Annotated in this window: 16 protein-coding genes; 11 read left to right on the top strand and 5 right to left on the bottom strand. The window is 73.4% G+C overall.

All coding sequences use genetic code 11. The features are described 5' to 3' along the window. Window positions 1–42: 42 nt before the first annotated feature. Window positions 43–702, top strand: a complete 660-nt coding sequence (locus ACIPK4_RS34475; protein WP_402320336.1) for a hypothetical protein — start codon at window positions 43–45, stop codon at window positions 700–702. 215 nt (window positions 703–917) lie between these two features. On the opposite strand, the gene ACIPK4_RS34470 is transcribed toward ACIPK4_RS34475, so the two are convergent. Both ACIPK4_RS34470 and ACIPK4_RS34465 read right to left on the bottom strand, forming a co-directional pair. Next, window positions 918–1,550, bottom strand: a complete 633-nt coding sequence (locus tag ACIPK4_RS34470; protein ID WP_402320334.1) for a hypothetical protein — start codon at window positions 1,548–1,550, stop codon at window positions 918–920. A gap of 216 nt (window positions 1,551–1,766) precedes the next feature. Next, window positions 1,767–3,926, bottom strand: coding sequence for a RecQ family ATP-dependent DNA helicase (locus tag ACIPK4_RS34465; RefSeq protein ID WP_402320331.1), 2,160 nt, complete (start codon window positions 3,924–3,926; stop codon window positions 1,767–1,769). 123 nt (window positions 3,927–4,049) lie between these two features. Between ACIPK4_RS34465 and ACIPK4_RS34460 the strand changes: the two genes are divergently transcribed. The 7 genes from ACIPK4_RS34460 (at window position 4,050) to ACIPK4_RS34430 (ending at window position 14,490) form a co-directional block, all read left to right on the top strand. Further along, a complete protein-coding gene (locus ACIPK4_RS34460; protein WP_402320329.1) occupies window positions 4,050–5,312 on the top strand; it encodes a DUF4192 domain-containing protein in 1,263 nt (420 codons plus the stop codon). Window positions 5,313–5,560: 248 nt separating this feature from the next. Next, window positions 5,561–7,528 carry a glycogen debranching N-terminal domain-containing protein gene (locus ACIPK4_RS34455; RefSeq protein ID WP_402320326.1) on the top strand — a complete coding sequence of 656 codons (1,968 nt, stop codon included), beginning with the start codon at window positions 5,561–5,563 and terminating at the stop codon, window positions 7,526–7,528. A 69-nt stretch (window positions 7,529–7,597) separates the two neighbouring features. Next, window positions 7,598–8,344 carry an NUDIX domain-containing protein gene (locus tag ACIPK4_RS34450; protein WP_402320323.1) on the top strand — a complete coding sequence of 249 codons (747 nt, stop codon included), beginning with the start codon at window positions 7,598–7,600 and terminating at the stop codon, window positions 8,342–8,344. 116 nt (window positions 8,345–8,460) lie between these two features. Then, a complete protein-coding gene (locus tag ACIPK4_RS34445) occupies window positions 8,461–10,419 on the top strand; it encodes an ATP-binding cassette domain-containing protein (protein WP_402320320.1) in 1,959 nt (652 codons plus the stop codon). 205 nt (window positions 10,420–10,624) lie between these two features. Beyond that, on the top strand, window positions 10,625–11,512 hold the full coding sequence (locus tag ACIPK4_RS34440; RefSeq protein WP_402320318.1) for a FadR/GntR family transcriptional regulator: 888 nt from the start codon (window positions 10,625–10,627) through the stop codon (window positions 11,510–11,512). Window positions 11,513–11,888: 376 nt separating this feature from the next. Then, the gene (locus ACIPK4_RS34435; protein ID WP_402320315.1) at window positions 11,889–13,460 is read left to right on the top strand and encodes an RNA polymerase sigma factor; all 1,572 of its coding nucleotides are present in this window, start codon (window positions 11,889–11,891) and stop codon (window positions 13,458–13,460) included. A 103-nt stretch (window positions 13,461–13,563) separates the two neighbouring features. Continuing rightward, window positions 13,564–14,490 (top strand): serine protease, encoded by a 927-nt coding sequence (locus tag ACIPK4_RS34430; RefSeq protein WP_402320312.1) that lies wholly within the window; start codon window positions 13,564–13,566, stop codon window positions 14,488–14,490. A gap of 120 nt (window positions 14,491–14,610) precedes the next feature. On the opposite strand, the gene ACIPK4_RS34425 is transcribed toward ACIPK4_RS34430, so the two are convergent. Then, entirely contained in the window at window positions 14,611–14,844 is a 234-nt protein-coding gene (locus ACIPK4_RS34425) for a hypothetical protein (protein WP_054227517.1), read from the bottom strand. 444 nt (window positions 14,845–15,288) lie between these two features. Between ACIPK4_RS34425 and ACIPK4_RS34420 the strand changes: the two genes are divergently transcribed. The 3 genes from ACIPK4_RS34420 to ACIPK4_RS34410 all read left to right on the top strand — a co-directional run bounded on the left by ACIPK4_RS34420 (window position 15,289) and on the right by ACIPK4_RS34410 (window position 19,628). Beyond that, a complete protein-coding gene (locus tag ACIPK4_RS34420) occupies window positions 15,289–17,409 on the top strand; it encodes a type IIA DNA topoisomerase subunit B (protein WP_402320308.1) in 2,121 nt (706 codons plus the stop codon). Window positions 17,410–17,547: 138 nt separating this feature from the next. Further along, entirely contained in the window at window positions 17,548–18,039 is a 492-nt protein-coding gene (locus ACIPK4_RS34415; RefSeq protein ID WP_402320305.1) for a DUF485 domain-containing protein, read from the top strand. Continuing rightward, complete coding sequence (locus ACIPK4_RS34410; RefSeq protein ID WP_054227514.1) at window positions 18,036–19,628, top strand: cation acetate symporter; 1,593 nt, start codon at window positions 18,036–18,038, stop codon at window positions 19,626–19,628. The genes ACIPK4_RS34415 and ACIPK4_RS34410 overlap by 4 nt, the downstream gene beginning before the upstream one ends. 28 nt (window positions 19,629–19,656) lie before the next feature. On the opposite strand, the gene ACIPK4_RS34405 is transcribed toward ACIPK4_RS34410, so the two are convergent. Then, entirely contained in the window at window positions 19,657–20,364 is a 708-nt protein-coding gene (locus ACIPK4_RS34405) for a response regulator (protein ID WP_402320302.1), read from the bottom strand. Next, window positions 20,361–21,977: an ATP-binding protein gene (locus tag ACIPK4_RS34400; protein WP_402320299.1), complete on the bottom strand. Its 1,617-nt coding sequence runs from the start codon at window positions 21,975–21,977 to the stop codon at window positions 20,361–20,363. The genes ACIPK4_RS34405 and ACIPK4_RS34400 overlap by 4 nt, the downstream gene beginning before the upstream one ends. Window positions 21,978–21,990 lie beyond the last annotated feature (13 nt).

Raw genomic sequence — 21,990 nt, 5'->3', positions numbered from 1 at the left:
CCGCCGGTACGTTTCGTACCGGTGTTTGATAGACATCAACTCATGCCTCTCACCCCCGAGGAGCCTCAGATTCACGAGAGTGCCCAGGGTCCCCGCGTCACGCCGGCCGCGAGCCGCACCGCGCAGACCCCCCGCCCCGTACCTGGTCCGCGTCCCGCCGCCGTTCCGCGGCCCGGGCGCCCCGGTCCCTCCCCCGCAGCGGCAAGCCGCGCAGGAGGCGCCCCCAGGCCCGCACCGCCCGCACCGCGTGCGCCGCAGGCCACCCCCGGGCCCGTTCCCGCAGCCCCCACCGCACCGTCCGTCTCCGCGGCGGTGCCGCAGGTCCAGCTGATCCCGGCTTCCGCCGAGGGCGCGCTGGACGCGGCCGAGGAGGCCGTCGACCTGCTGCTCGACACCGGGCGCGCGCCCGGCGACATCCTGGTGCTCACCACCGGCGACCCGCACCCGTGGGCCGCGCACGAGCTGTCCTTCGGCGAGGCCGCCTACTGGGCCCTGCACGACGCCGGGGACGACGTCTTCTATGCGGACGCGGCGCAGGTCGAGCGCGCTGCGGGCCGGCCCGTCGTGGTCTTCGCGGCCAACGGCGGTCCGGTCGAGGCGACCGCCGCCGCCCTGCCGACCGCGCTCACGCGCGCCGGTGCGCTGCTCATCGTGTGCGGCGACCCGAAGCAGATCAACTCCGTGCTGGGCGCGGGCGTCTGACGCCCCGTACCCCGGCGCGGGCAAGGGGCGGGGCTGGCCGGTGCCGGCCCCGCTGAAGCCCGAGGCCTGACCTGCCGTACGCCCGTTCCAGGGTGTACGGCTGTGAGGGCTGTCCCGCATGTCCCGCATCCGGGGACGCCGTGCACCGTGCACCTCGGGCGGGGCGCGTGCGGGTGCGGGCGGGTCCGTGCGCGGGTGCGGGCGGGCCGCCGGGCTCAGCGTGCGGCGGTTCGCCGCCGCATGACCTCGGTCGCCCCGCCGCCGGTGCGCAGGGTCACCGGGGGGAACTCGGCGACGGTGTCGCCGAGGTGCTCGGGCCGGGATTCGGAGCTGGGGTGCCGGCCGCCCCGGCCTTCGCCGAGGACCTGCCAGCCGCCGCGGGTCAGCGTGATGTATGCGCCGCACCGCAGGCCGTGCAGCGTGCAGGCGTCCCGCAGTCCCCACATCCAGGCACCGTCCTCCTCGGTCCACCGCTCGTCGCCCTCGCGGCAGTACAGCAGGACCGCGGTCCGCACCGGGGTCCGGCGCCGCAGGTCGTGCGGGATGACCCGGCGCAGCCCGGCGAGCAGGGCGTTGCGGTAGTCCCAGCCGTCGGCCGAAGCCGACCGGTGGACGAACGAGGCGCTGGCGACGAGCCGTTCCTCGGGACCGAGGACGGCGATCACGGCGGTCGAGGGCACCGGGGTGTGCCGCGAGTGCAGCCCGCTGACGACCTCGCGCGGATTGGAGAGCAGCGGCACACCCGCCGCCGTCCATTCGGCGGGTTCCAGCAGTCTGCCGTGCCGGCTGGCGACGCCGGCTGCCATTGTCAGCGAGGTGGCTGAGGCCGGGGCGTATCCGAAGGTCACGGTCCTCCCTTCGGGTACACGCCCGCGGACGGGCACAGCTGGGGTGCGGGCACGCCGCGGGCACGGCTGTGGAGAGCGCCGTCGAGCCGAGCGGGAGCACTCCGATTCTCGCGTGGCCCGTGAGCATGCGGCAACGAGCAATTGCCGCCGCCGACCAGAATTCGCCGGTATGCCGTTCATATCCTTGCCCCGACACGCCGATGATGACTCATCCGACTACGGCTGAAGCGCAAGTACCAGCGGGAACACCCCCTTCGCGCCTGCCCGCCGCAGCAGCCGGGCGGCCACCGCGAGGGTCCAGCCGCTCTCCGCGCGGTCGTCCACGAGGAGTACGGGCCCTGCAGCCTCCGCCAGACTCGACGCCAGTGCCGGGGGCACGGTCAAGGCCTGGTGGAGCCCGCGGACCCGCTGTGCGCTGTTGGAGGAGGGCAGGCCGAACTGCGGGGCCTGGTCTGTGTACGAGAGCGTCCCGAGCAGCGGCATCCGCCCGACCTCCGCGATCCGCGCGGCCAGGGAGCCGACCAGTTGGGGGCGGCTGTGCGAGGGGAGGGCGACGACGCCCACGGGCCGCGCGGGCGCGTCCGCCTCGCCGGAGGCCCAACCACCGGGGCCCCGGGCCCAGTCGGCGAGCACGGCCACCACGGCCTGCGCCACATCGTCCGGAATCGGCTGGTCCGGAGCTTGCGCCGCGAGCATCGGACGCAACCGATTGCCCCAGCCGATGTCGGACAGCCGGCCCAGAGCCCGCCCGGTGGAGGCCTGTTCCCCCGCCGGGATGCGGCCCTTGAGGTCCACTCCGACGGCGGCCAGGCCGGTCGGCCACATCTTGCGCGGCTCCAGCTCCACGCCCGGGCGCCCGAGCTCCCCCCGGGCGGTGTCGAGGGAGGCGGTGGAGACGTCCGCCGTGAAGCGGGCTCCGGCGCAGTTGTCGCAGCGGCCGCAGGGCGCGGCCTCCTCGTCGTCCAGCTGGCGGCGCAGGAACTCCATCCGGCACCCCGTCGTCCCCGCGTAGTCCCTCATCGCCTGCTGTTCGGCGGCGCGCTGACGGGCCACCCACGCGTAGCGCTCGGCGTCGTACACCCACGGCTCGCCCGTCGAGGTCCAGCCGCCCTTGACCCGGTGCACCGCGCCGTCCACGTCGAGGACCTTGAGCATCGTCTCCAGGCGGGTGCGCCGCAGGTCCACCAGCGGCTCCATGGCCGGCAGCGACAGCGGCCGGCCCGCCTGGGCCAGGACCTCCAGGGTGCGGCGCACCTGCTGCTCCGGCGGGAAGGCCACCGAGGCGAAGTACTGCCAGATGGCCTCGTCCTCCCGGCCGGGCAGCAGCAGCACCTCCGCGTGCTCCACGCCGCGGCCCGCCCGGCCGACCTGCTGGTAGTAGGCGATGGGAGAGGACGGGGAGCCCAGGTGAACCACGAAGCCGAGGTCGGGCTTGTCGAAGCCCATGCCCAGCGCGGAGGTGGCCACCAGCGCCTTGACCCGGTTGGCCTGGAGGTCGTCCTCGGCCTGCTGGCGGTCGGCGTTCTCCGTCTTGCCGGTGTACGAGGAGACCGTGTGGCCGCGGTGGCGCAGGTACGCGGTGACCTCCTCGGCGGCGGCCACGGTCAGCGTGTAGATGATTCCGGAGCCCGGCAGTTCGCCGAGGTGGTCGGCGAGCCAGGCGAGCCGGTGCGCCGCGTCGGGCAGGGTCAGCACCGCGAGGCTCAGGCTCTCGCGGTCCAGCGGGCCGCGCAGCACCAGTGCGTCCGTGCCGGCGCCGGTGCCCAGTTGCTCGGCGACGTCGGCGGTCACGCGTGCGTTGGCCGTGGCGGTCGTGGCCAGCACGGGGACGCCGGGTGGAAGGTCGGCCAGCATCGTGCGCAGCCGGCGGTAGTCGGGGCGGAAATCGTGACCCCAGTCCGAGATGCAGTGGGCCTCGTCCACGACGAGCAGGCCGGTCGCGGCGGACAGCTTGGGCAGCACCTGGTCGCGGAAATCCGGGTTGTTGAGCCGCTCCGGGCTCACGAGCAGCACGTCGACCTCGCCCGCCGCGACCTCCGCCTGGATCGCCTCCCACTCCTCGGGATTGGCCGAGTTGATGGTGCGGGCGCGGATCCCGGCGCGGGCGGCGGCCTCGACCTGGTTGCGCATCAGGGCGAGGAGCGGGGAGACGATCACGGTGGGGCCGGCGCCGTTCGCCCGCAGCAGCGAGGTGGCGACGAAGTACACCGCGGACTTGCCCCAGCCCGTGCGCTGCACCACGAGAGCCCGCCGCTTGTACGCGACGAGGGCCTCGATCGCGAGCCACTGGTCCTCGCGCAGGCGGGCGGTGCCCGTGGGATCCCCCACGAGCCGGGCCAGTACGGAGTCGGCCGAGGTCCTCAGGTCTGCGTTCATGCCCCCATGCAACCCGATGGCTCCGACATCGCGCCAATGGCGCCCCTGAACCTGTGGATGTTGAACGGTCAATGGTTATCCACAGGGGTTTCGCTATGTGATCGTCCGCGGGACCGTCGGGGCATGACGAACGACCGAGAATCACGCACCCCGTCCGACCGGCCCTCCACCAGCCCGTCCGGACCCGCCCTCGACCCCCGGATCACCCTGCGCAGCCCGGCGGAACTGGCCGACGCGCTGCCCTACATGCTCGGTTTCCATCCGACCGACTCCCTCGTCATGGTCGCCGTGCACGGCGAGGGCGGGCGCTTCGGCGGCCGGCTCCGCGTCGGCATTCCCACGCTCCCCGCCGAATGGGAGGACACCGCCCGCCAGGTCGCCGACTGCCTCGTCCGGGGCAGTGAGCGGCACGGCGCCAAGCCCGACGGGATCGTCGTCTTCCTCTGTCAGGATCCGGTCGGCGGCGAGAGCGCCCAGCGCGTGATGACCCGACTGCGGCCCCTGGCCCAGCGCATCCGGCAGGCCTGCGGCGCGCTCGACGTGCCCGTGATGGAGGCCCTGTGCATCTCCGGAGGCCGGTACTGGTCCTACTGCTGCCCCGACGAGCGGTGCTGCCCGGCCGAGGGCAGCCCCCTGGCCGCGACTGGCACCTCCGTGATGGCGGCGACGGCCACCTTCGCCGGGCTGCAGGTCAGGGGCTCCCTCCGGGAGATCGAGGGCCGGCTGGCACCGCTGCGCGGGGGAGTGGCCGTGGAGATGGAGCGGGCCCTGGACCGGGCGGCCGCCGCTCTCGTCCCGAAGATCCTCGACGGCGCCACCCGGCAGGAGGTCGGCACGGAGACCGTCACACTGGCGCGCACGCTGATGCAGCGGATGACGCTCGCCCCGCCCGTCCCGGGCGGCCCCGGAGCCGACGACTGGGACGATGCGCTGCTCGGCCATGACGAAGCCGCCTCCTTGATCCTCGGCCTTCAGGACCGCGAGATCCGGGACGTCGCGGCCGAGTGGATGGAGGGCGAGGAGGCGGCTCCGGCCCTGCGGCTGTGGCGGGCGCTGGCCCGCCGCTGCGTCGGGGCCTACGGCGAGCACGCGGCGGCCCCGCTCACCCTCGCCGGCTGGGTCTCCTGGTCCACCGGTGACGAGCCGACCGCCCGGATCGCCCTCGCACTGGCCCTGCGGGCCGACGCCGAGTACCGCTTCGCCCAACTGCTCCACCACGCCTGCAACGAGGGCATCGATCCGGAGGGGCTGCGGGCCTGCCTGCGGGAGGAGCGCCGGCGCCGTGAGCCCCGCCGCAAGCGCCGGACCGCGCCGACCCGCCCGCCGGGCCGCCGGGACACGCAGCTCCGCCGTGAGTCCCGCCGCACCACGGGGAGCGACCAGTGATCCGGGGCCGGGGCCGGGGTGCGGGGCCTGGTCGGACGCCGGGGCCGGTGCGGCGGATCCGGGACGCCGCCGTGACCACCTTGTGGCGGTGTACGCGTCACCGGCACGGCCCAGTACGGGCGCAGCCGCCACCGGGGCCCGTGACCCGGGCGGGGGCGGGGGCGTTCAGCTGGAGGGTGGCGCGGGCCCGGCCGCGCCGCCGCCCAGCGACACCGGCCGGAGCGCAGACAGCCCAGACAAGGCGACCCATGGCCCACTCCGTACCGCCCGCCCGCAGGACCGAGCTGCCGCCCGTGCACGGAGCGGTCATCTGCGTCGCCGCGCCCTGCCTGGTCATCTCCCCGGAGCACGGCCAGCTGACGGGGCGGGGGATCGACGGGATCTACCGCTCCGGGCGCAGGCTCCTCTCCCGCTGCGTGCTCCGGGTAGGCGGCCGGGACCCGGTCGCCGTCCAGGGCCGCAGCCTCGGCTCCGACCGGGCCGCCTTCACCGCGACCGTGCGGACCGGGGCGGAGGCGGGCCCCGATCCCGACGTCGGCGTGGAGCGGGTCCGGCACGCGGACGGCACCGAGCGGATCACCGTACGCAGTTTCGCGGCCCGGCCGATGCGCCTGCCGGTGGAGGTGCTGCTCGGCACCGACCTGGCCGAGCTGGCCGCGGTGGCCGCCGGCCGGGCCGGGCCGGAACTGCCCGCCGGTGTGCACGCCGCCGGGCTGCGCTGGAGCAGTGGGGAGGTGCAGGCCGTCACCGCGGCCGATCCGGCCCCTGACGACGCGCTCGCCTCGGCGGGGCTGCTGCGCTGGCAGCTCGACCTGGGACCCGGCGAATCCCGCACCATCGAGCTGCGCACCACGCAGGACCGCACGGCGCGGGCTCCGGCCGGACAGGTGGCCAACCCCCTGGCCGACGCCCGGGCCGAGGGCGACGACCCGCGGGTCGAGGCCTGGTTCCGCAGCAGCGTCGGGGACCTCGGGGCACTGCTGATGCGGGACCGCGAGGAACCGGGTGACGCCTTCGCCGCAGCCGGGGTGCCGTGGCGGCTCGGGCTGGCCCCGGCGGAATCCCTCTGGGCCGCCAGGATGGCGCTGCCGCTCGGCACCGGCCTCGCCGCGGCCACGCTGCGCACATTGGCCCGGACCCAGACCGGGGGTCGCGGGCCCGACGGGGGGAAGATCCCGGGGCCGCTGCGCGGAGCCGGCCCGCAGCTGCCGCCCGGGTGCACGGGCACCGAGGCGACACTCGCCTTCCCGGCGGTGCTCGCCGAGGCCCGGCGGTGGGGCCTGCCCGAGGAGGAGGTGGCCAGGCTCCTCCCGGCGGCCGAGCGGTGCCTGGACTGGCTGCGCGGCGCCCTGGGGAAGGACGGCTTCCTGGCCGACCCCGATCCCGGGCCGCGGCGCTGCGAGACCCAGGCCCATGCCCACCGCGCCGCGCTGCTCGGGGCCGACCTGCTCGCGGGCTGCGGGCGGCCCGGCGCCGAGGAGTGGCGGGATCGGGCCGCCGCACTGCGGGAGCGGTTCCGGGACGCGTTCTGGATCGACGGCCCGGACGGCGGGCGGCCCGCGGCGGCCCTGCACCCCGACGGACGGCCCCTGCCCCGGCTGACGGGGGCCGCCGCCCACCTCCTGGACACGGGACTGCTGGGCGGCGGAGAGCTCGCCCCCGGACTGCTGGACCGGATCCGCACCGAACAGCTCGCCCGCCTCCTCGGCGCCCCCGCCATGGACTGCGGATGGGGGCTGCGCAGCATGGCCTTCCGGGAGCCGGGCCACAACCCGTTCGGTCACCGCTCGGGCGCGGTGCGGGCGTACGAGAGCGCCGTGGCGGTCGCCGGGCTGGCCCAGGCCGGCTTCGAGAAGGAGGCCGCCGGACTGCTCCGGGGTCTACTGGACGCCGCGGAGAGCTTCGGGTACCGGCTGCCCGAGATGTACGCCGCCGAGCAGCGCACGGCGGGCAGTGCCCCGCTCCCGCACCCGGCGGCCTGCCGGCCCGCGGCGGTGGCCGCCGCCGCCGGGATCCACGCCCTGACCGCCCTCGCAGGGCTGCGACCCGACGCACCGGCGGGCACGGTTGCTCTCGTCCCGCTGTCCGGAGCTCCCCTGGGCGCCCTCCGCTTCTCCGGCCTGCGGGTTTCCGGGGAACCGTTCGCCGTCCGGATCAGCCGGATGGGCCTCGGCATGGTGGAGGAGGCGGCCGATGCGCTCCAACTCGGCGGGTAGCCTGCCGATCACCCCCTCCGGGATCACCAAAGCTCTGTTTATCGTCAGGCAGACGACTATGATCGCGGCATGTCGCCCTACGACCCGTCGGCCTATCCGCCCTTCGCTGTCACCGTCGACCTGGTCGTGCTCACCGTCCGGCGTCACGCGCTCTGCGCGCTGGTCGTCCGGCGGGGTGAGCAGCCGTTCCAGGGACGCTGGGCCCTGCCCGGCGGCTTCGTCCGCGGAGACGAGGACCTCGCCGCGGCCGCGGCCCGCGAACTCTCCGAGGAAACCGGCCTGTGCGCCCACGACCCGGCCGAACCGGGAGCGGACAACGGGGCGCACCTCGAACAGCTGGCCACGTACGGCGATCCGAAGCGGGATCCGCGGATGCGCGTCGTCAGCGTGGCGCATCTGGTCCTGGCTCCGGACCTCCCCGCCCCCCGGGCCGGCGGGGACGCCAACAGCGCGCGCTGGGCCCCCATCGACGAACTCCTGGGCGCCGAGGACGGCGCGGCCGCCGGGCTCGCCTTCGACCACGCGCGGATCCTCGCCGACGGAGTCGAGCGGGCCCGCTCCAAGATCGAGTACTCCTCGCTTGCCACCGCCTTCTGCCCGCCCGCCTTCACCGTCGGCGAGCTCCGCCGGGTCTACGAGGCCGTGTGGGGCGTGGCCCTCGACCCCCGCAACTTCCACCGCAAGGTCACCGGAACCCCCGGCTTCCTGGTACCGGCCGGCGGTACGACGACCCGTCAGGGCGGCCGACCCGCCCAGCTGTTCCGGGCCGGCGGTGCAACCCTGCTCAACCCGCCGATGCTGCGCCCCGAAGTCTGACGCGTCGACACGGGCGCACACCCGCCCCGCGTACGCAGAAAATCGGACATATCGCGTTATCTTGTTTGCGGTACTTACACTGCCGCAGAGCGGTCTCACACCCCGCGAGAGAAGCGATGCTCCAGGCCATCGGACTCACCAGCACCCCCCGTCGAGACCTCCCGCCCCTGGTGGACGACCTCACGTTCGAGGCCCGCCCGGGAGCCGTGACCGCCCTCCTCGGCGAACCGGGATCGGGCAAGACCACCGCACTGCGGCTCATGCTCGAACTCGAACCGGGCCGCGGCGTCACCTACTTCCGCGGCCGGCCGCTGCACCGGATCCCGCATCCCGGCCGTGAAGTCGGCGTACTGCTCGGCGACGTCCCGGGCAACCCGTCGCGGACCGTCCGCGGTCAGCTGCGGATGCTGTGCGCCGCGGCCGGGGTGCCGGCCTCACGGGCCGACACCATGCTGGAGGTCGTCGGCATCGCCGGCCTGCGCGACCAGCGGCTCGGCTCGCTCTCGCTCGGCATGGAGCGCCGGCTGGGACTGGCCGCGGCCCTGCTCTCCGACCCGTGCACGCTGCTCCTCGACGAGCCCGCCGCCGGGCTCTCGCCCCGCGAGCGCGGCTGGCTCCACGGGCTGCTGCGCGGTCACGCCTCCCTCGGCGGCGCGGTGCTCTTCACCACCGATGACGCGAAGGAGGCGGCCCGCACCGCGGACCGGGTCGTCAGCATCGAGGCCGGCCGGCTCGTCGCCGACCAGGACGCGGCCGAGTTCGCCCGGACCCGGCTGCGGCCGCGGGTCGCCGTGCGCAGCCCGCACGCCGCCCGCCTGGCCGACGTACTGGGCCGGGAGGCCCGGGCCGCCCAGCGCGCGGTGGAGATCGTCGAGGAGAGCGGCAGCCGCCTGTCGGTGTACGGCAGCAGCTGCGCGGAGGTGGGTGAGGCGGCGTTCCGGCACGGCGTGCTGGTCCACCAGCTCGCCGACGAGACCGGGGCCACCGGAGCACCCCGCCCGCCGGTCCCGCAGGCGCGCACCGAACCGGGGGCGCACCCGGCGGCCCTGGCAGCCCTCACGGCCCCGGCCGCCCCGAGGGCCCCAGGGGACCCGGCGGGCACGGACGGCCAGGCGGCTGCGGCCGCCCCGGGCGAGGCCGGATCCCCGCCCGCCCCGGCCCCGTCCGCCCCCGCCTCCGGCACCGTCCCGTCCGCCTCGGCCACTGGCGCCATCCCCTCCGCCTCCGGCACCGCCCCGTCCGCCTCCGGAATCGGCCGGTCCGCCGCCTGCGCCGGGCGGCCGGCCTCGACGGTGCGCCGGGTAGGCGGTCCGCTGCGGCCGCTGCGCTACGAGCTGTGCCGCGTCTTCGGTACCGCCACCCCCGTCCTCACCGCGGCCGTCGTCGTCGCCGTCTCCGCCGTCACGGCGCTGGTGCTGGCCCGGGCGGGCGGCACCCCGCAGACCCGGCTGCTCGCCGCCTGGCCGCAGCTGATGCCCCTGCCACCCGCCGCCCTCGGCGCCGGACTGCTCGGTGCGCTGGCCTTCGGCGAGGAGTACCGCTACCCCGCACTCGCCGCCGACCGCGGCACCGTGCCGCGCCGGATGGGCCTGCTCGCCGCCAAACTCGCGGTCTGTGCCGGTCTCGCCCTGGCCCTCGGCGCGCTTGCGGTCACGGCCGCCGCCGCCGCCCTGGAACTCGTCTTCGGCCGCGGCCCCCTGCACAACCCGGGGGAATGGGCCTCCCCGGCCGCGAGTTGGGCCGGCCTGCTGATCGGCTGCGCCTGGGCCGGTGTCCTGGCCTCCGGCGTCTTCCGGACGGCGACCGCGGGCCTGGCCGCCGTGCTCGCCGTACCCCTCATGGTCGTTCCGCTCGTGCGCAAGGCGCTGGACGGGCCGTCCGCGTACCCGGCGAGCGGGCTCGCGGCGCGGCTGCGCGGGCTGGCCTGGGCGCAGTGGCCCCCGGAGGCGGACCGCCTGATCCTGGGCGCCCTGCGGGTGATGGCCCAACCCGTCGGCACCGCACTGGTGTTGTCGCTGATGGTCCTGTTGTGCGCCTATGGGTTCACAGGACTGCGCAGCCGCGTCCGTTGGTAAAGGACCGTTGGTGATCGTTCCGGTGCCGGGCGCGGCCGGAACGCGACCGATCCGGCCTTCATCACATGAACCGGACCACAACTCCCCGCAAAGGGCCCGGTTCTTTACGATAAGGCGTCAATTGCGCAGGTGGTACCGATCACCCTTTCGTGTGCTTTTCACCAAAGACCTCAAGGGTCGCCGAAGCACGGCCGACAAAGGATTCGTGAGTACCCTTGCGCACACCATGATGACCGCCGCCCGCCATGCCGACTCCGGCCTCGCCGGCCCGGGCGAACTCGACCGCTACCCCTACGCCGAGGCCTCCGGCACCGACCGCGTCGCGGCGCCCCACTGGGACGGCGCCGAAGTCGAGTTGAGCCGGGTCGGGCGCCGCGCGGCAGGCAGCCGCGGCCGCGGCCTGCACGGCCAACTCGTCCAGCAGCTGGGCCAGATGATCGTCTCCGGCGACCTCGGTGCGGACCGCCCGCTGGTCCCCGAGGAGATCGGCCAGCGCTTCGAGGTCTCCCGCACGGTGGTCCGCGAATCACTGCGCGTGCTGGAGGCCAAGGGCCTGGTCAGCGCCCGCCCCAACGTCGGCACCCGCGTCCGCCCCGTCGCCGACTGGAACCTGCTCGACCCCGACATCATCGAGTGGCGTGCCTTCGGCCCCCAGCGCGACGACCAGCGCCGCGAGCTCAACGAGCTCCGCTGGACCATCGAGCCGCTGGCCGCCCGCCTCGCCGCCGGCCACGGCCGCCCCGACGTCCAGCAGCGCCTCGCCGACATGGTCGAGATCATGGGCCACGCGCTCGGCCAGGGCGACGCGATCACGTTCGGGCGCGCCGACAACGAGTTCCACGGGCTCCTCATCCAGGTCGCCGGCAACCGCATGCTGGAGCACCTCTCCGGCATCGTCTCCTCCGCGCTCCAGGTGTCCGGCAGCCCCGTCACCGCCTGCGACCGACCCAGCGAGGCGTGCGTCGCCCACCACGCGCGGATCGTCGAGGCCCTCGCCGCCGGCGACGCGACGGGCGCCGAGAACGCGATGCGCCAGCTCCTGACGGTGCACCCGGAGGTCGAGCGCGTGGTCCCCGCCCCGCGCGAGCACTGACGGGCGGGCGGACGGCGGCGCGGGGTACTCGCACGTGCCGCCGGGCCCCGGAGGTACCCGGGACGCAGTCCGGCGGGGTACCTCCCGGTGGCGACCGGGCGCGTGACCGGCCCACCTCTGCGCCCCGTGGCGACCGGAGCGTGACCAGGGTGTGACTGGGGCCACGAAGAATTGGGCGTAACACTCCGCGAGGTCAAGCGATGACCTAGAGAGGTGATGGCCGACGGAGGGAAGACAGCAGCCCTTGCGGGTGCTGTGCAGCTCCCCGGCCCCTGCCCGCGCCCCCGGCCCATTCCCAGTCGGTGGTCGTCGGCTCCGGTCCAGCACCATCCGGCCGGGGTCGGAAGCCGTTTCCATCGTTTCCGAGAGGTTGTTCGTGTCGGCCAGCACATCCCGTACGCTCCCGCCGGAGATCGCTGATTCCGAGTCCGTGATGGCGCTCATCGAGCGGGGCAAGGCCGAGGGGCAGATCGCCGGCGATGACGTGCGTCGGGCCTTCGAGGCTGACCAGATTCCTGCGACCCAGTGGAAGAATGTTCTGCGCAGCCTCAACCAGATCCTCGAGGAAGAGGGTGTGACGCTGATGGTCAGTGCCGCGGAGTCGCCCAAGCGCACCACCCGCAAGAGCGTCGCAGCGAAGACCCCGGCCAAGCGGACGGCCACGAAGACCGTCGCGGCGAAGACGACGGCTGCGCGGACCGCCGCTGCGGCACCCGCGGCCGAGACGGTGGAACCGGAGCCCCTGGACGCTCCCGCGGAGGAGTCCGGAACCGAGCCCGCCGCGAAGAAGACCGCGGCGAAGAAGACGGCGGCCAAGAGGGCGGCCCCGGCCAAGAAGACCGCCGCCAAGAAGACGGCCGCGAAGAAGACCGCCGCCAAGAAGGACGCCGACGAGGCCGGCGAGGAGGAGCCCGTCGAGGAGGGCCCCGGCCCGGTCAAGGCGGAGGGCGAGGAGGAAGAGGACGGCGGGGAGAGCAAGGGCTTCGTCATCTCCGACGACGAGGACGACGCCCCCGCCCAGCAGGTCGCCGTGGCCGGTGCCACCGCCGACCCGGTCAAGGACTACCTGAAGCAGATCGGCAAGGTGCCCCTCCTCAACGCCGAGCAGGAGGTCGAGCTCGCCAAGCGGATCGAGGCGGGCCTGTTCGCCGAGGACAAGCTGGCCAACTCCGACAAGCTGGCCCCCAAGCTCAAGCGCGAGCTGGAGATCATCGCCGAGGACGGCCGCCGCGCCAAGAACCACCTGCTGGAGGCCAACCTCCGCCTCGTGGTCTCGCTGGCCAAGCGCTACACCGGCCGCGGCATGCTCTTCCTGGACCTGATCCAGGAGGGCAACCTGGGCCTGATCCGCGCCGTGGAGAAGTTCGACTACACCAAGGGCTACAAGTTCTCCACGTACGCGACCTGGTGGATCCGGCAGGCGATCACCCGCGCCATGGCCGACCAGGCCCGCACCATCCGCATCCCCGTCCACATGGTCGAGGTCATCAACAAGCTCGCCCGCGTGCAGCGCCAGATGCTCCAGGACCTCGGCCGCGAGCCCACTCCGGAGGAGCTGGCCAAGGAACTCGACATGACCCCCGAGAAGGTCATCGAGGTCCAGAAGTACGGCCGCGAGCCGATCTCCCTGCACACGCCGCTCGGCGAGGACGGCGACAGCGAGTTCGGTGACCTGATCGAGGACTCCGAGGCGGTCGTCCCTGCCGACGCCGTCAGCTTCACGCTCCTCCAGGAGCAGCTGCACTCGGTCCTCGACACGCTGAGCGAGCGCGAGGCCGGCGTGGTCTCGATGCGCTTCGGCCTCACCGACGGCCAGCCGAAGACCCTCGACGAGATCGGCAAGGTCTACGGCGTCACGCGCGAGCGGATCCGTCAGATCGAGTCCAAGACGATGTCGAAGCTGCGCCACCCCTCCCGCTCGCAGGTGCTGCGCGACTACCTGGACTGACCGCGGCCGGGGGCCGAACCGAAGGTGGCCGTGCGCGAATGCGCACGGCCACTTGGCGTCCCACTCTGGGTGGAGTCATGCACACACAGAGTCAGGAGGCCTCATGCGTCGTCCCTTTTCCCGTGCTCTGGCGGGCGCGCTGACCCTGGTGGCGGGAGCGGCTGCGGCGCCGCTGGCCCAGGCGCCGCACGCAGCCGCTGACAGTGTCGTGATCGGCGGGAGGCCCGTGAAGGCGGCCGACAGTCCCTGGGTGGTGGCCCTCGCCAGCCGTGACCGGTTCGGGGGTACGCGGGGCGGCCAGTTCTGCGGGGGCGTCATCGTGGGGCCGACGACGGTGCTGACCGCGGCCCACTGCCTGGGCCGCCAGGTGCTGGGCGGCCCGGTGGAGTCCGTTCCGGATTTCCGGGTGATCACCGGACGTACGGAGCTGCGGGCGTCCGAGGGCAGGGAGATCGCGGTGCGCTCGGCCCGGGTGAACCCGGCGTACGACTCCCGCAGCAACGCCGGCGACCTGGCCGTACTGGAACTCGACGAGGCGGTGCCCGCGCGGTACGTGCTCCCCATGGCTGGCGCGGGGCATCCCGGCTACGCGCCGGGCGGTGAGGCGGCCGTGTACGGCTGGGGCGACACGAGCGGGTTCGGCGACTACGCGTACGCACTGCGTGCCGCGCGGGTGACCGTGCTGGCGGACGAGGTCTGCCTGCGCGCGTACCCGGGGGACGCGGACGGACAGTACCGGCCCGATTCCATGGTGTGCGCGGGACACCGTGACGGCGGCCGGGACGCCTGTCAGGGCGACAGCGGCGGCCCGCTGGTCGCCCAGGGCAAGCTCATCGGGCTCGTCTCCTGGGGGCGCGGCTGCGGGCGCCCGGACAGCCCGGGGGTGTACACGAAGATCGCGCCGCTCACCGACTTCGTCACGGCCCCGGAGACGGCTCCGCGGACGGACGGCGGCCAGGACGTCGCATGGGGCGCCCGAAGGCACTCCGGACCGGCTGCACGGCCCGTACGGGGGCATGGGAACGGTTAGGCGGGGAGCCCGCTGGGCTCCGGACGTGAGGACGGGCGGCACCCCCTGGGTCGCAGGGGGTGCCGCCCGTCGACCGGCCTGGCCGGTCCTGGCTCGTCGGATGCGAGGTACAGGCCTGTGTCAGCGGTCCTCGGTGTCGGCATTCGCCGCCGGAGCGGACGTGAGCCGCTCGGTCTCATCCTGTATATCCGCGGCGATCTTCTTGAGTTCCGGCTCGAACTTACGCCCGTGGTGGGCGCAGAACAGCAGTTCACCACCGCTCAGCAGAACGACGCGCAGATATGCCTGGGCGCCGCAACGGTCGCATCGGTCAGCGGCCGTCAGCGGGGTCGCGGGTGTCAGAACAGTAGTCACGTCGCCTCTTCTCTAGCTCGACGAGCTGTCGTACCAGGGTCAACATCCAACCAGGCCGAAAACGTTCCCGCTCGCGGCTTTTCCTCGAAACTTCCTTCCGAAGCTGGCCGGCTGCTGCCGGTTGGCGGCGAAGGAGCCGTATTGCGTTGCTTTACGGTTTCGCGTTGTCAGTCGTTCGCTTGTAGCAGTTCCGTCCTCCCCGGCGTGAGTGCCGGTTGTGCATGAGGACGTGCCCGAACACTAAATGGTTCATGCCTGGAAGGGAACGTGATGTTTGCTTCACCCCTGCGAGGGATCGAACATCCGTGCGGTCCTGCACTACGCTGATGAAGCGCGAGGGTGGCGTTGCATCGGCTCTACCAGGCCTCGGTACCCTTCGACGGGCAACCGAGCCACCCTGCGCCCGACGGGCCAGAAAAAGAAATTCAGCGAGGAGCGAACTGCGTGACCGCCGACACGTCCGTGCCTTCCAGCGCGCTGCTGTCCGGAGCAGACCGGGACGGCTCCAACTACACCGCGCGGCACCTGCTCGTCCTCGAAGGTCTTGAGGCCGTCCGCAAGCGCCCCGGCATGTATATCGGGTCCACCGACTCCCGAGGCCTCATGCACTGCCTCTGGGAGATCATCGACAACGCCGTGGACGAGGCCCTCGGCGGCTACTGCGACCACATCGAGGTGATCCTGCACGAGGACGCCTCGGTCGAGGTCCGCGACAACGGCCGCGGCATCCCCGTCGACGTGGAGCCCAAGACCGGGCTGTCCGGCGTCGAGGTCGTCATGACCAAGCTGCACGCCGGCGGCAAGTTCGGCGGGGGCTCGTACGCGGCCTCCGGCGGCCTGCACGGCGTGGGCGCCTCCGTGGTCAACGCGCTCTCCGCCCGTCTGGACGTCGAGGTCGACCGCAACAGCTCCACCCACGCGATCAGCTTCCGCCGCGGCGTCCCGGGGATGTTCACCGAGCAGGGCCCCGACAGCCCCTTCGACCCCGCCAACGGCCTGCGCAAGGTCAAGCGGGTCGCCAAGGGCAGGACCGGCACCCGGGTCCGCTACTGGGCCGACCGGCAGATCTTCCTGAAGGACGCCCGGCTCTCGCTGGAGACGCTCTACCAGCGCGCCCGCCAGACCGCCTTCCTCGTGCCCGGCCTGACCATCGTCGTCCGCGACGAGCGCGCCATCGACGGCGCCGGCAAGACCGAGGAGACCTTCCGCTTCGACGGGGGCATCAGCGAGTTCTGCGACTACCTCGCGCAGGACAAGGCCGTCTGTGACGTGCTGCGCCTGAGCGGCCAGGGCACCTTCAAGGAGACCGTCCCCGTCCTCGACGAGCGCGGCCACATGACCCCCACCGAGGTCACCCGCGAGCTCGGCGTGGACATCGCCCTGCGCTGGGGCACCGGGTATGAGACGACGGTCAAGTCCTTCGTCAACATCATCGCCACGCCCAAGGGCGGCACCCACATCACCGGCTTCGAGCGCTCGGTCACCAAAACGGTGAACGAGGTGCTGCGCTCGGCGAAGCTGCTGCGCGTCGCCGAGGACGACGTGGTCAAGGACGACGCGATGGAGGGCCTGACGGCGGTCGTCACCGTCCGGCTGGCCGAGCCGCAGTTCGAGGGCCAGACCAAGGAGGTGCTCGGTACCTCGGCGGCCGCCCGGATCGTCGCGGCCGTGGTCGCCAAGGAGCTCAAGGCCTTCCTGACCAGCACGAAGCGCGACGACAAGCAGCAGGCCCGCGCCGTGATGGAGAAGATCGTCGCGGCCGCCCGGACCCGGATCGCCGCCCGCCAGCACAAGGAGGCCCAGCGCCGCAAGACCGCGCTGGAGACCTCCTCGCTGCCCGCGAAGCTGGCCGACTGCCGCAGCGACGACGTGGAGCGCAGCGAGCTCTTCATCGTCGAGGGGGACTCCGCCCTCGGCACCGCCAAGCTCGCGCGGAACTCCGAATTCCAGGCGCTTCTGCCGATCCGCGGCAAGATCCTCAACGTTCAGAAGGCGTCCGTCTCGGACATGCTGAAGAACGCCGAGTGCGGCGCGATCATCCAGGTCATAGGGGCCGGCTCGGGCCGGACCTTCGACATCGACGCCGCGCGCTACGGCAAGATCGTGCTGCTCGTGGACGCCGACGTCGACGGCGCGCACATCCGCATCCTGCTGCTCACGCTCTTCCAGCGGTACATGCGCCCGATGGTCGAGGCGGGCCGGGTCTTCGCCGCCGTGCCCCCGCTGCACCGGATCGAACTCGTCCAGCCCAAGAAGGGCCAGGACAAGTACGTGTACACGTACTCGGACAACGAGCTGCGCCAGACCCTGCTCGAATTCCAGCGCAAGAACATCCGGTACAAGGATTCGATCCAGCGCTACAAGGGTCTCGGCGAGATGGACGCGGACCAGCTGGCGGAGACCACCATGGACCCCCGGTTCCGCACCCTGCGCCGGATCAACATCGGTGACCTGGACTCGGCCGAGCAGGTCTTCGACCTGCTGATGGGCAACGAGGTGGCGCCGCGCAAGGAGTTCATCACGAGCTCCGCGGCCACGCTGGACCGCTCGCGCATCGACGCCTGACGGGCGCACCGGCACACCGGTGCTCTTCACTCCATCACCTGTTGGAGTGAAGAGCACCGGGACACCAGTCCGGAATACGTCCATACCGCACATCCTTGTGGGCACGCGGCCAATGCGGCAGCGGACAAGGAGAGTTCGGTGGACAAGCACGAAGGTCCCGACGCCGGAACGATCCGGCTCGACGACCCCTGGTACGACGCGCTCGCCGTCGGCTGGGGGGAGGGCGAGGGCGAGGACCCGCCGCCCCCGCGTCCGGCCGCCGGCGGCCGGGGCGCGCCCGGGGCGGCCGACATCTACCTCGAAGTGCAGCGCAGCGCCGCCTTCCAGGAGGTCCGCAGCCGCTACCGCAGGTTCGTCGTCCCCGCGACCGCCGGGTTCCTGCTCTGGTACGTCGTCTACGTGGTCGCCGCCACCATGGCGCCCGGCCTGATGGCCCGGCCCGTGGTCGGGGCGGTCAACGTGGCGCTGCTGGCGGGCCTCGGCCAGTTCCTCAGCACCTTCCTCCTGACGTGGGCGTACGCCCGGCACGCGCGCCTGCGCCGGGACCGGGCCGCGCTGGACCTGCGCTGGACGGTCTTCGAGCAGGAGCGCGGCCAGGAGCGCCGGCGCAGCCGGGGGGCCGGCCGGTGACCAGGGAGCACCAGACCCTCGCGCTGATCCTCTTCAGCCTCTTCATCGCCGTCACCCTGGGCATCACCACCTGGGTCAGCCGCAACCGGCACGGTTCGGCCGAGGAGTTCTACGCCGGAGGCCGACTGTTCTCCCCGCTGGAGAACGGTTTCGCCATCGCCGGCGACTACATGTCCGCCGCCTCCTTCCTCGGCATCTCCGGCCTGATCGCCCTCTTCGGCTACGACGGCCTGCTGTACTCGGTCGGCTTCCTCGTCGCCTGGCTCGTCGTCCTCTTCCTGGTCGCCGAGCTGGTCCGCAACTGCGGGCGGTTCACCCTCGCGGACGTGGTGGCGGCCCGGATGAGCGAGCGGCCCGTCCGGATCGCCGCAGGGACCGCCTCCGTCACGGTCTCGGTGCTGTACCTGGTCGCACAGATGGTCGGCGCGGGCAGCCTGGTGGGCCTGCTGCTCGGCGATTCCGGCACCGCCGCCCGGACGCTGACCGTGATCGGGGTCGGCGCGCTGATGGTGGTCTACGTGTCCTTCGGCGGCATGCGGGCCACCACCTGGATCCAGATCGTCAAGGCCGTGCTGCTCATGGGCGGGGCCGTCACCCTCACCGTGCTGGTCCTGCTGCGCTTCCACGGGGACTTCGACCAGCTGCTGCTCAGCGCCGCCGAGCGCAGCGGGCACGGGCGGCGGTTCCTCAGCCCGGGACTCAAGTACGGGGGTGACTGGACCTCTCGACTCGACTTCATGAGCCTCGGTCTCGCGCTGGTGCTGGGGACGGCCGGGCTGCCGCACATCCTGTCGCGCTTCTACACGGTGCCGACCGCGCGGGCGGCCCGCAGGTCGGTGGTCTGGGCGATCGCGCTGATCGGCGGCTTCTACCTGATGACGATCGTGCTCGGGTTCGGGGCGGCCGCGCTGGTCGGTCCGGACGAAGTGCGGGCCTCCAACGCCTCGGGGAACACGGCGGTCCCACTGCTCGCGGCGTTCCTGGGCGGCGGGGCCCGCTCGACCGGGGGAGCGGTGCTGTTCGCCTTCGTGGCCGCGATCGCGTTCGCCACGATCCTGGCCGTGGTCGCAGGGATCACGCTGGCGTCCTCGGCCTCGGTGGCGCACGACCTGTACGCCTCGCTCAAGCGCCGCCACGCCCGCCAGCGCAGCGAGGTGGCGGTGGCCAGGGTCGCGGCGGTCGGGATCGGGGCGGTGGCGATCGCGCTGGGGCTGCTCGCCCAGGACCTGAACGTGGCGTTCCTGGTCGGGCTGGCCTTCGCGGTGGCGGCCTCGGCGAACCTGCCGGTGTTGCTGTACTCGCTGTTCTGGGGCTCCTTCACCACGCGGGGCGCCGTCTGGTCGGTGTACGGGGGGCTGATCCCGGCGGTGGTGCTGGTCGTCCTGTCCCCGGTGGTCTCCGGCAGTCCCGAATCCCTCTTCCCGGGGGTGAGCTTCCAGTTCTTCCCGCTCCAGAACCCGGGCCTGGTCTCGATCCCGCTGGGCTTCCTGGCCGGCTGGATGGGCACGGTCACCTCGACGGAGGAGCCGGACGTGGCGAAGCACGCGGAGACGGAGGTCCGGTCCCTGACCGGCGCCGGGGCCGTGTGAGCGCGGCTCCCGTCGGCCGGCGGCCGGGTCATGCGCCCTCGGACGGGAGCCAGGAGTAGCGGTGTTCGGGGCGGCCCGTCTCGCCGTAGCGCAGGGCCAGGGTGACCCGGCCGGTGCGCTCCAGGAGCTTCAGGTAGCGCTGGGCGGTCTGGCGGCTGATGCCGGCGCGGTCGGCGATCTGCTGGGTGGAGAGCGGGCCCCCGGCGGAGCGCAGGACCTGGCGGACCAGCTCGGCGGTGGTGGCGGAGTGGCCCTTGGGCAGCTCGTTCGGTGCGCCGGCCGTGGCGAGGGCCCCGAAGATCCGGTCCACCTCGGCCTGTTCGGCCTCGCCGCCCGTCTCCAGGGTGCGGCGCAAGGAGCCGTACGCCTCCAGCCGGGTGCGCAGGCCCGCGAAGGTGAAGGGCTTGACGAGGTACTGGAGGGCGCCGAGGCGCATGGCGGACTGGACGGTGGCCAGGTCGCGGGCGGCCGTGACCATGATCACGTCGGTGTGGTGGCCGAGCTGGCGCAGCCGGCGGACCAGGTCCAGGCCGTTCTCGTCCGGGAGGTAGTGGTCGAGGAGTATCAGGTCCGCGGGGCGGGCGGCGAGGAGGTCCAGCGCCTCGGCCGCCGAATGGGCCCGGGCGCAGACGCGGAAGCCGGGAACCTTCGCCACGTACGCCGCGTTGATCCGGGCGACACGCATGTCGTCGTCCACGACGAGTACGTCATAGACCCTGTTCGCGGTCTCGTTCATCGCAGCGCCTCCGGGAGCACGACGGAGAACTCCGCCCCTGCGCCCGCGGTCCCGCCCGCCCGGACCGTGCCGCCCTGGCGTTCCGCGAGGCGGCGTACGAGCGCCAGACCCAGCCCGCGCCCGCGGTGGGCCTCGGGCTGCTTGGTCGACCAGCCCTCGGTGAAGATCTCCTCGCGGCGCGCCGCCGGGACGCCCGGGCCGCTGTCCCGTACGCGCAGGATCGCCGTGCGCCCCTCGGCGCGCAGCTCGACCTCGACCAGGGGCGCGGCGGAGCCGGCCGCCGCGTCCAGGGCGTTGTCCACCAGATTGCCGGTGATGGTGACGAGGCCGCCGGGGTCGACGAGGCGGTCGGGCAGGAAGGTGGCGTCGGCGAGGCGAAGCGGCACGCCGCGCTCGGCCGCGACGGTCGCCTTGCCCACGAGGAGGGCGGCCAGCAGCGGGTCGTGGACCTTCTCGGTGACCTGTTCGGCGGTACTGCGGTGCACTCCGACGACCTCGGTCACGAATTCCACGGCCTCCTCGTGCAGGCCCAGCTCCAGCAGGCCGAGGAGGGTGTGGAGGCGGTTGGCGTGCTCGTGGTCCTGTGCGCGCAGGGCGTCGATCAGGCCCTTGGTGGAGTCGAGCTCGCGGCCGAGGTGCTCCAGCTCGGTGCGGTCGCGCAGGGTGGCGACGGCGCCGCCGTCTTCGGTGGGCATCCGGTTGGCGACCAGGACCCGGGGTCCCTGGACGGTGAGCAGGTCGCGGCCGGTGACGCGGCCGGCGAGGACGTCGGTGGTGCGGCCGGCACCCAGTACGTCGTCCAGCGGGCGTCCGGCGACGGTGGCGGCGCAGTCCTGCGGTAGGCCCAGGAGGCGGGCGGCCTCGTCGTTGACCAGCCGGACGCGGCCGTCGCGGTCGAGGGCGATCACGCCCTCGCGGATCGAGTGCAGCATCGCCTCGCGTTCGGCGAGCAGGCCGGCGATATCGGAGAAGGCCAGGTCGCGGGTCTGCCGCTGGATCCGGCGGGACAGCAGGTAGGCCGCGAGCGCGCCGGCCGCGAGGGCGCCGCCCGCGTAGGCGAGCAGGCCGGGGATGGCGCCGAGCAGCCGTTCGCGCACGCTGTCGTAGGCGATGCCGACGGAGACGGCGCCGACGATCTCCCCGTCGGCCGCGATCAGCGGGACCTTGCCGCGGGCGGACCGGCCGAGCGTGCCCTCGTCGATCTCCATGACCTCGCGGCCCGCGAGGGCGTCGCTGGGGTCGGTGGAGACGGGCCGTCCGATCCGGTCGGTTGCGGGGTGTGAGCGGCGGATGCCGTCCAGGTCCATGACGACCACGTACTCGGCGCCGGTGGCCCGGCGGATCCGCTCGGCGGAGGCCTGCACCGGGCTGTCGGCGGTTGGCCCGGAGTCGAGGAGCTCGGCGGCCAGTGAGGGGTCCGCGGCCGCGCTCTGGGCGATGGCCAGCGCGCGCCGCATGGCCTGGTCGTCGAGCTGCGCGCCGAGCGGGGCCAGGAAGAGCCCCGTGGCCAGCACGGCGACCCCGGCGGCGATGGCCAGCTGGGTCAGCAGGATCTGCGAGACGGCCCGTCTGGGCAGCCCGAGGCGCCGAGCGCTCATGTGGGGGAACCGCATGACCAGCAACCGT

The sequence above is a fragment of the Streptomyces sp. NPDC086989 genome (assembly GCF_044745505.1).
Lineage (GTDB): Bacteria > Actinomycetota > Actinomycetes > Streptomycetales > Streptomycetaceae > Streptomyces.
The sequence above is the reverse complement of the archived record's forward strand: the minus strand, read 5'-3'. Positions and strand labels throughout refer to the sequence as shown.

Bases quoted from the DNA above. Each gene is read 5' to 3' on its own strand.
- ACIPK4_RS34450 (WP_402320323.1), top strand. From the start codon at position 7,598: ATGTCGCCCTACGACCCGTCGGCCTATCCGCCCTTCGCTGTCACCGTC.
- ACIPK4_RS34405 (WP_402320302.1), bottom strand. From the start codon at position 20,364: ATGAACGAGACCGCGAACAGGGTCTATGACGTACTCGTCGTGGACGAC.
- ACIPK4_RS34400 (WP_402320299.1), bottom strand. From the start codon at position 21,977: ATGCGGTTCCCCCACATGAGCGCTCGGCGCCTCGGGCTGCCCAGACGG.
- ACIPK4_RS34445 (WP_402320320.1), top strand. From the start codon at position 8,461: ATGCTCCAGGCCATCGGACTCACCAGCACCCCCCGTCGAGACCTCCCG.
- ACIPK4_RS34475 (WP_402320336.1), top strand. From the start codon at position 43: ATGCCTCTCACCCCCGAGGAGCCTCAGATTCACGAGAGTGCCCAGGGT.
- ACIPK4_RS34465 (WP_402320331.1), bottom strand. From the start codon at position 3,926: ATGAACGCAGACCTGAGGACCTCGGCCGACTCCGTACTGGCCCGGCTC.
- ACIPK4_RS34430 (WP_402320312.1), top strand. From the start codon at position 13,564: ATGCGTCGTCCCTTTTCCCGTGCTCTGGCGGGCGCGCTGACCCTGGTG.
- ACIPK4_RS34460 (WP_402320329.1), top strand. From the start codon at position 4,050: ATGACGAACGACCGAGAATCACGCACCCCGTCCGACCGGCCCTCCACC.
- ACIPK4_RS34455 (WP_402320326.1), top strand. From the start codon at position 5,561: ATGGCCCACTCCGTACCGCCCGCCCGCAGGACCGAGCTGCCGCCCGTG.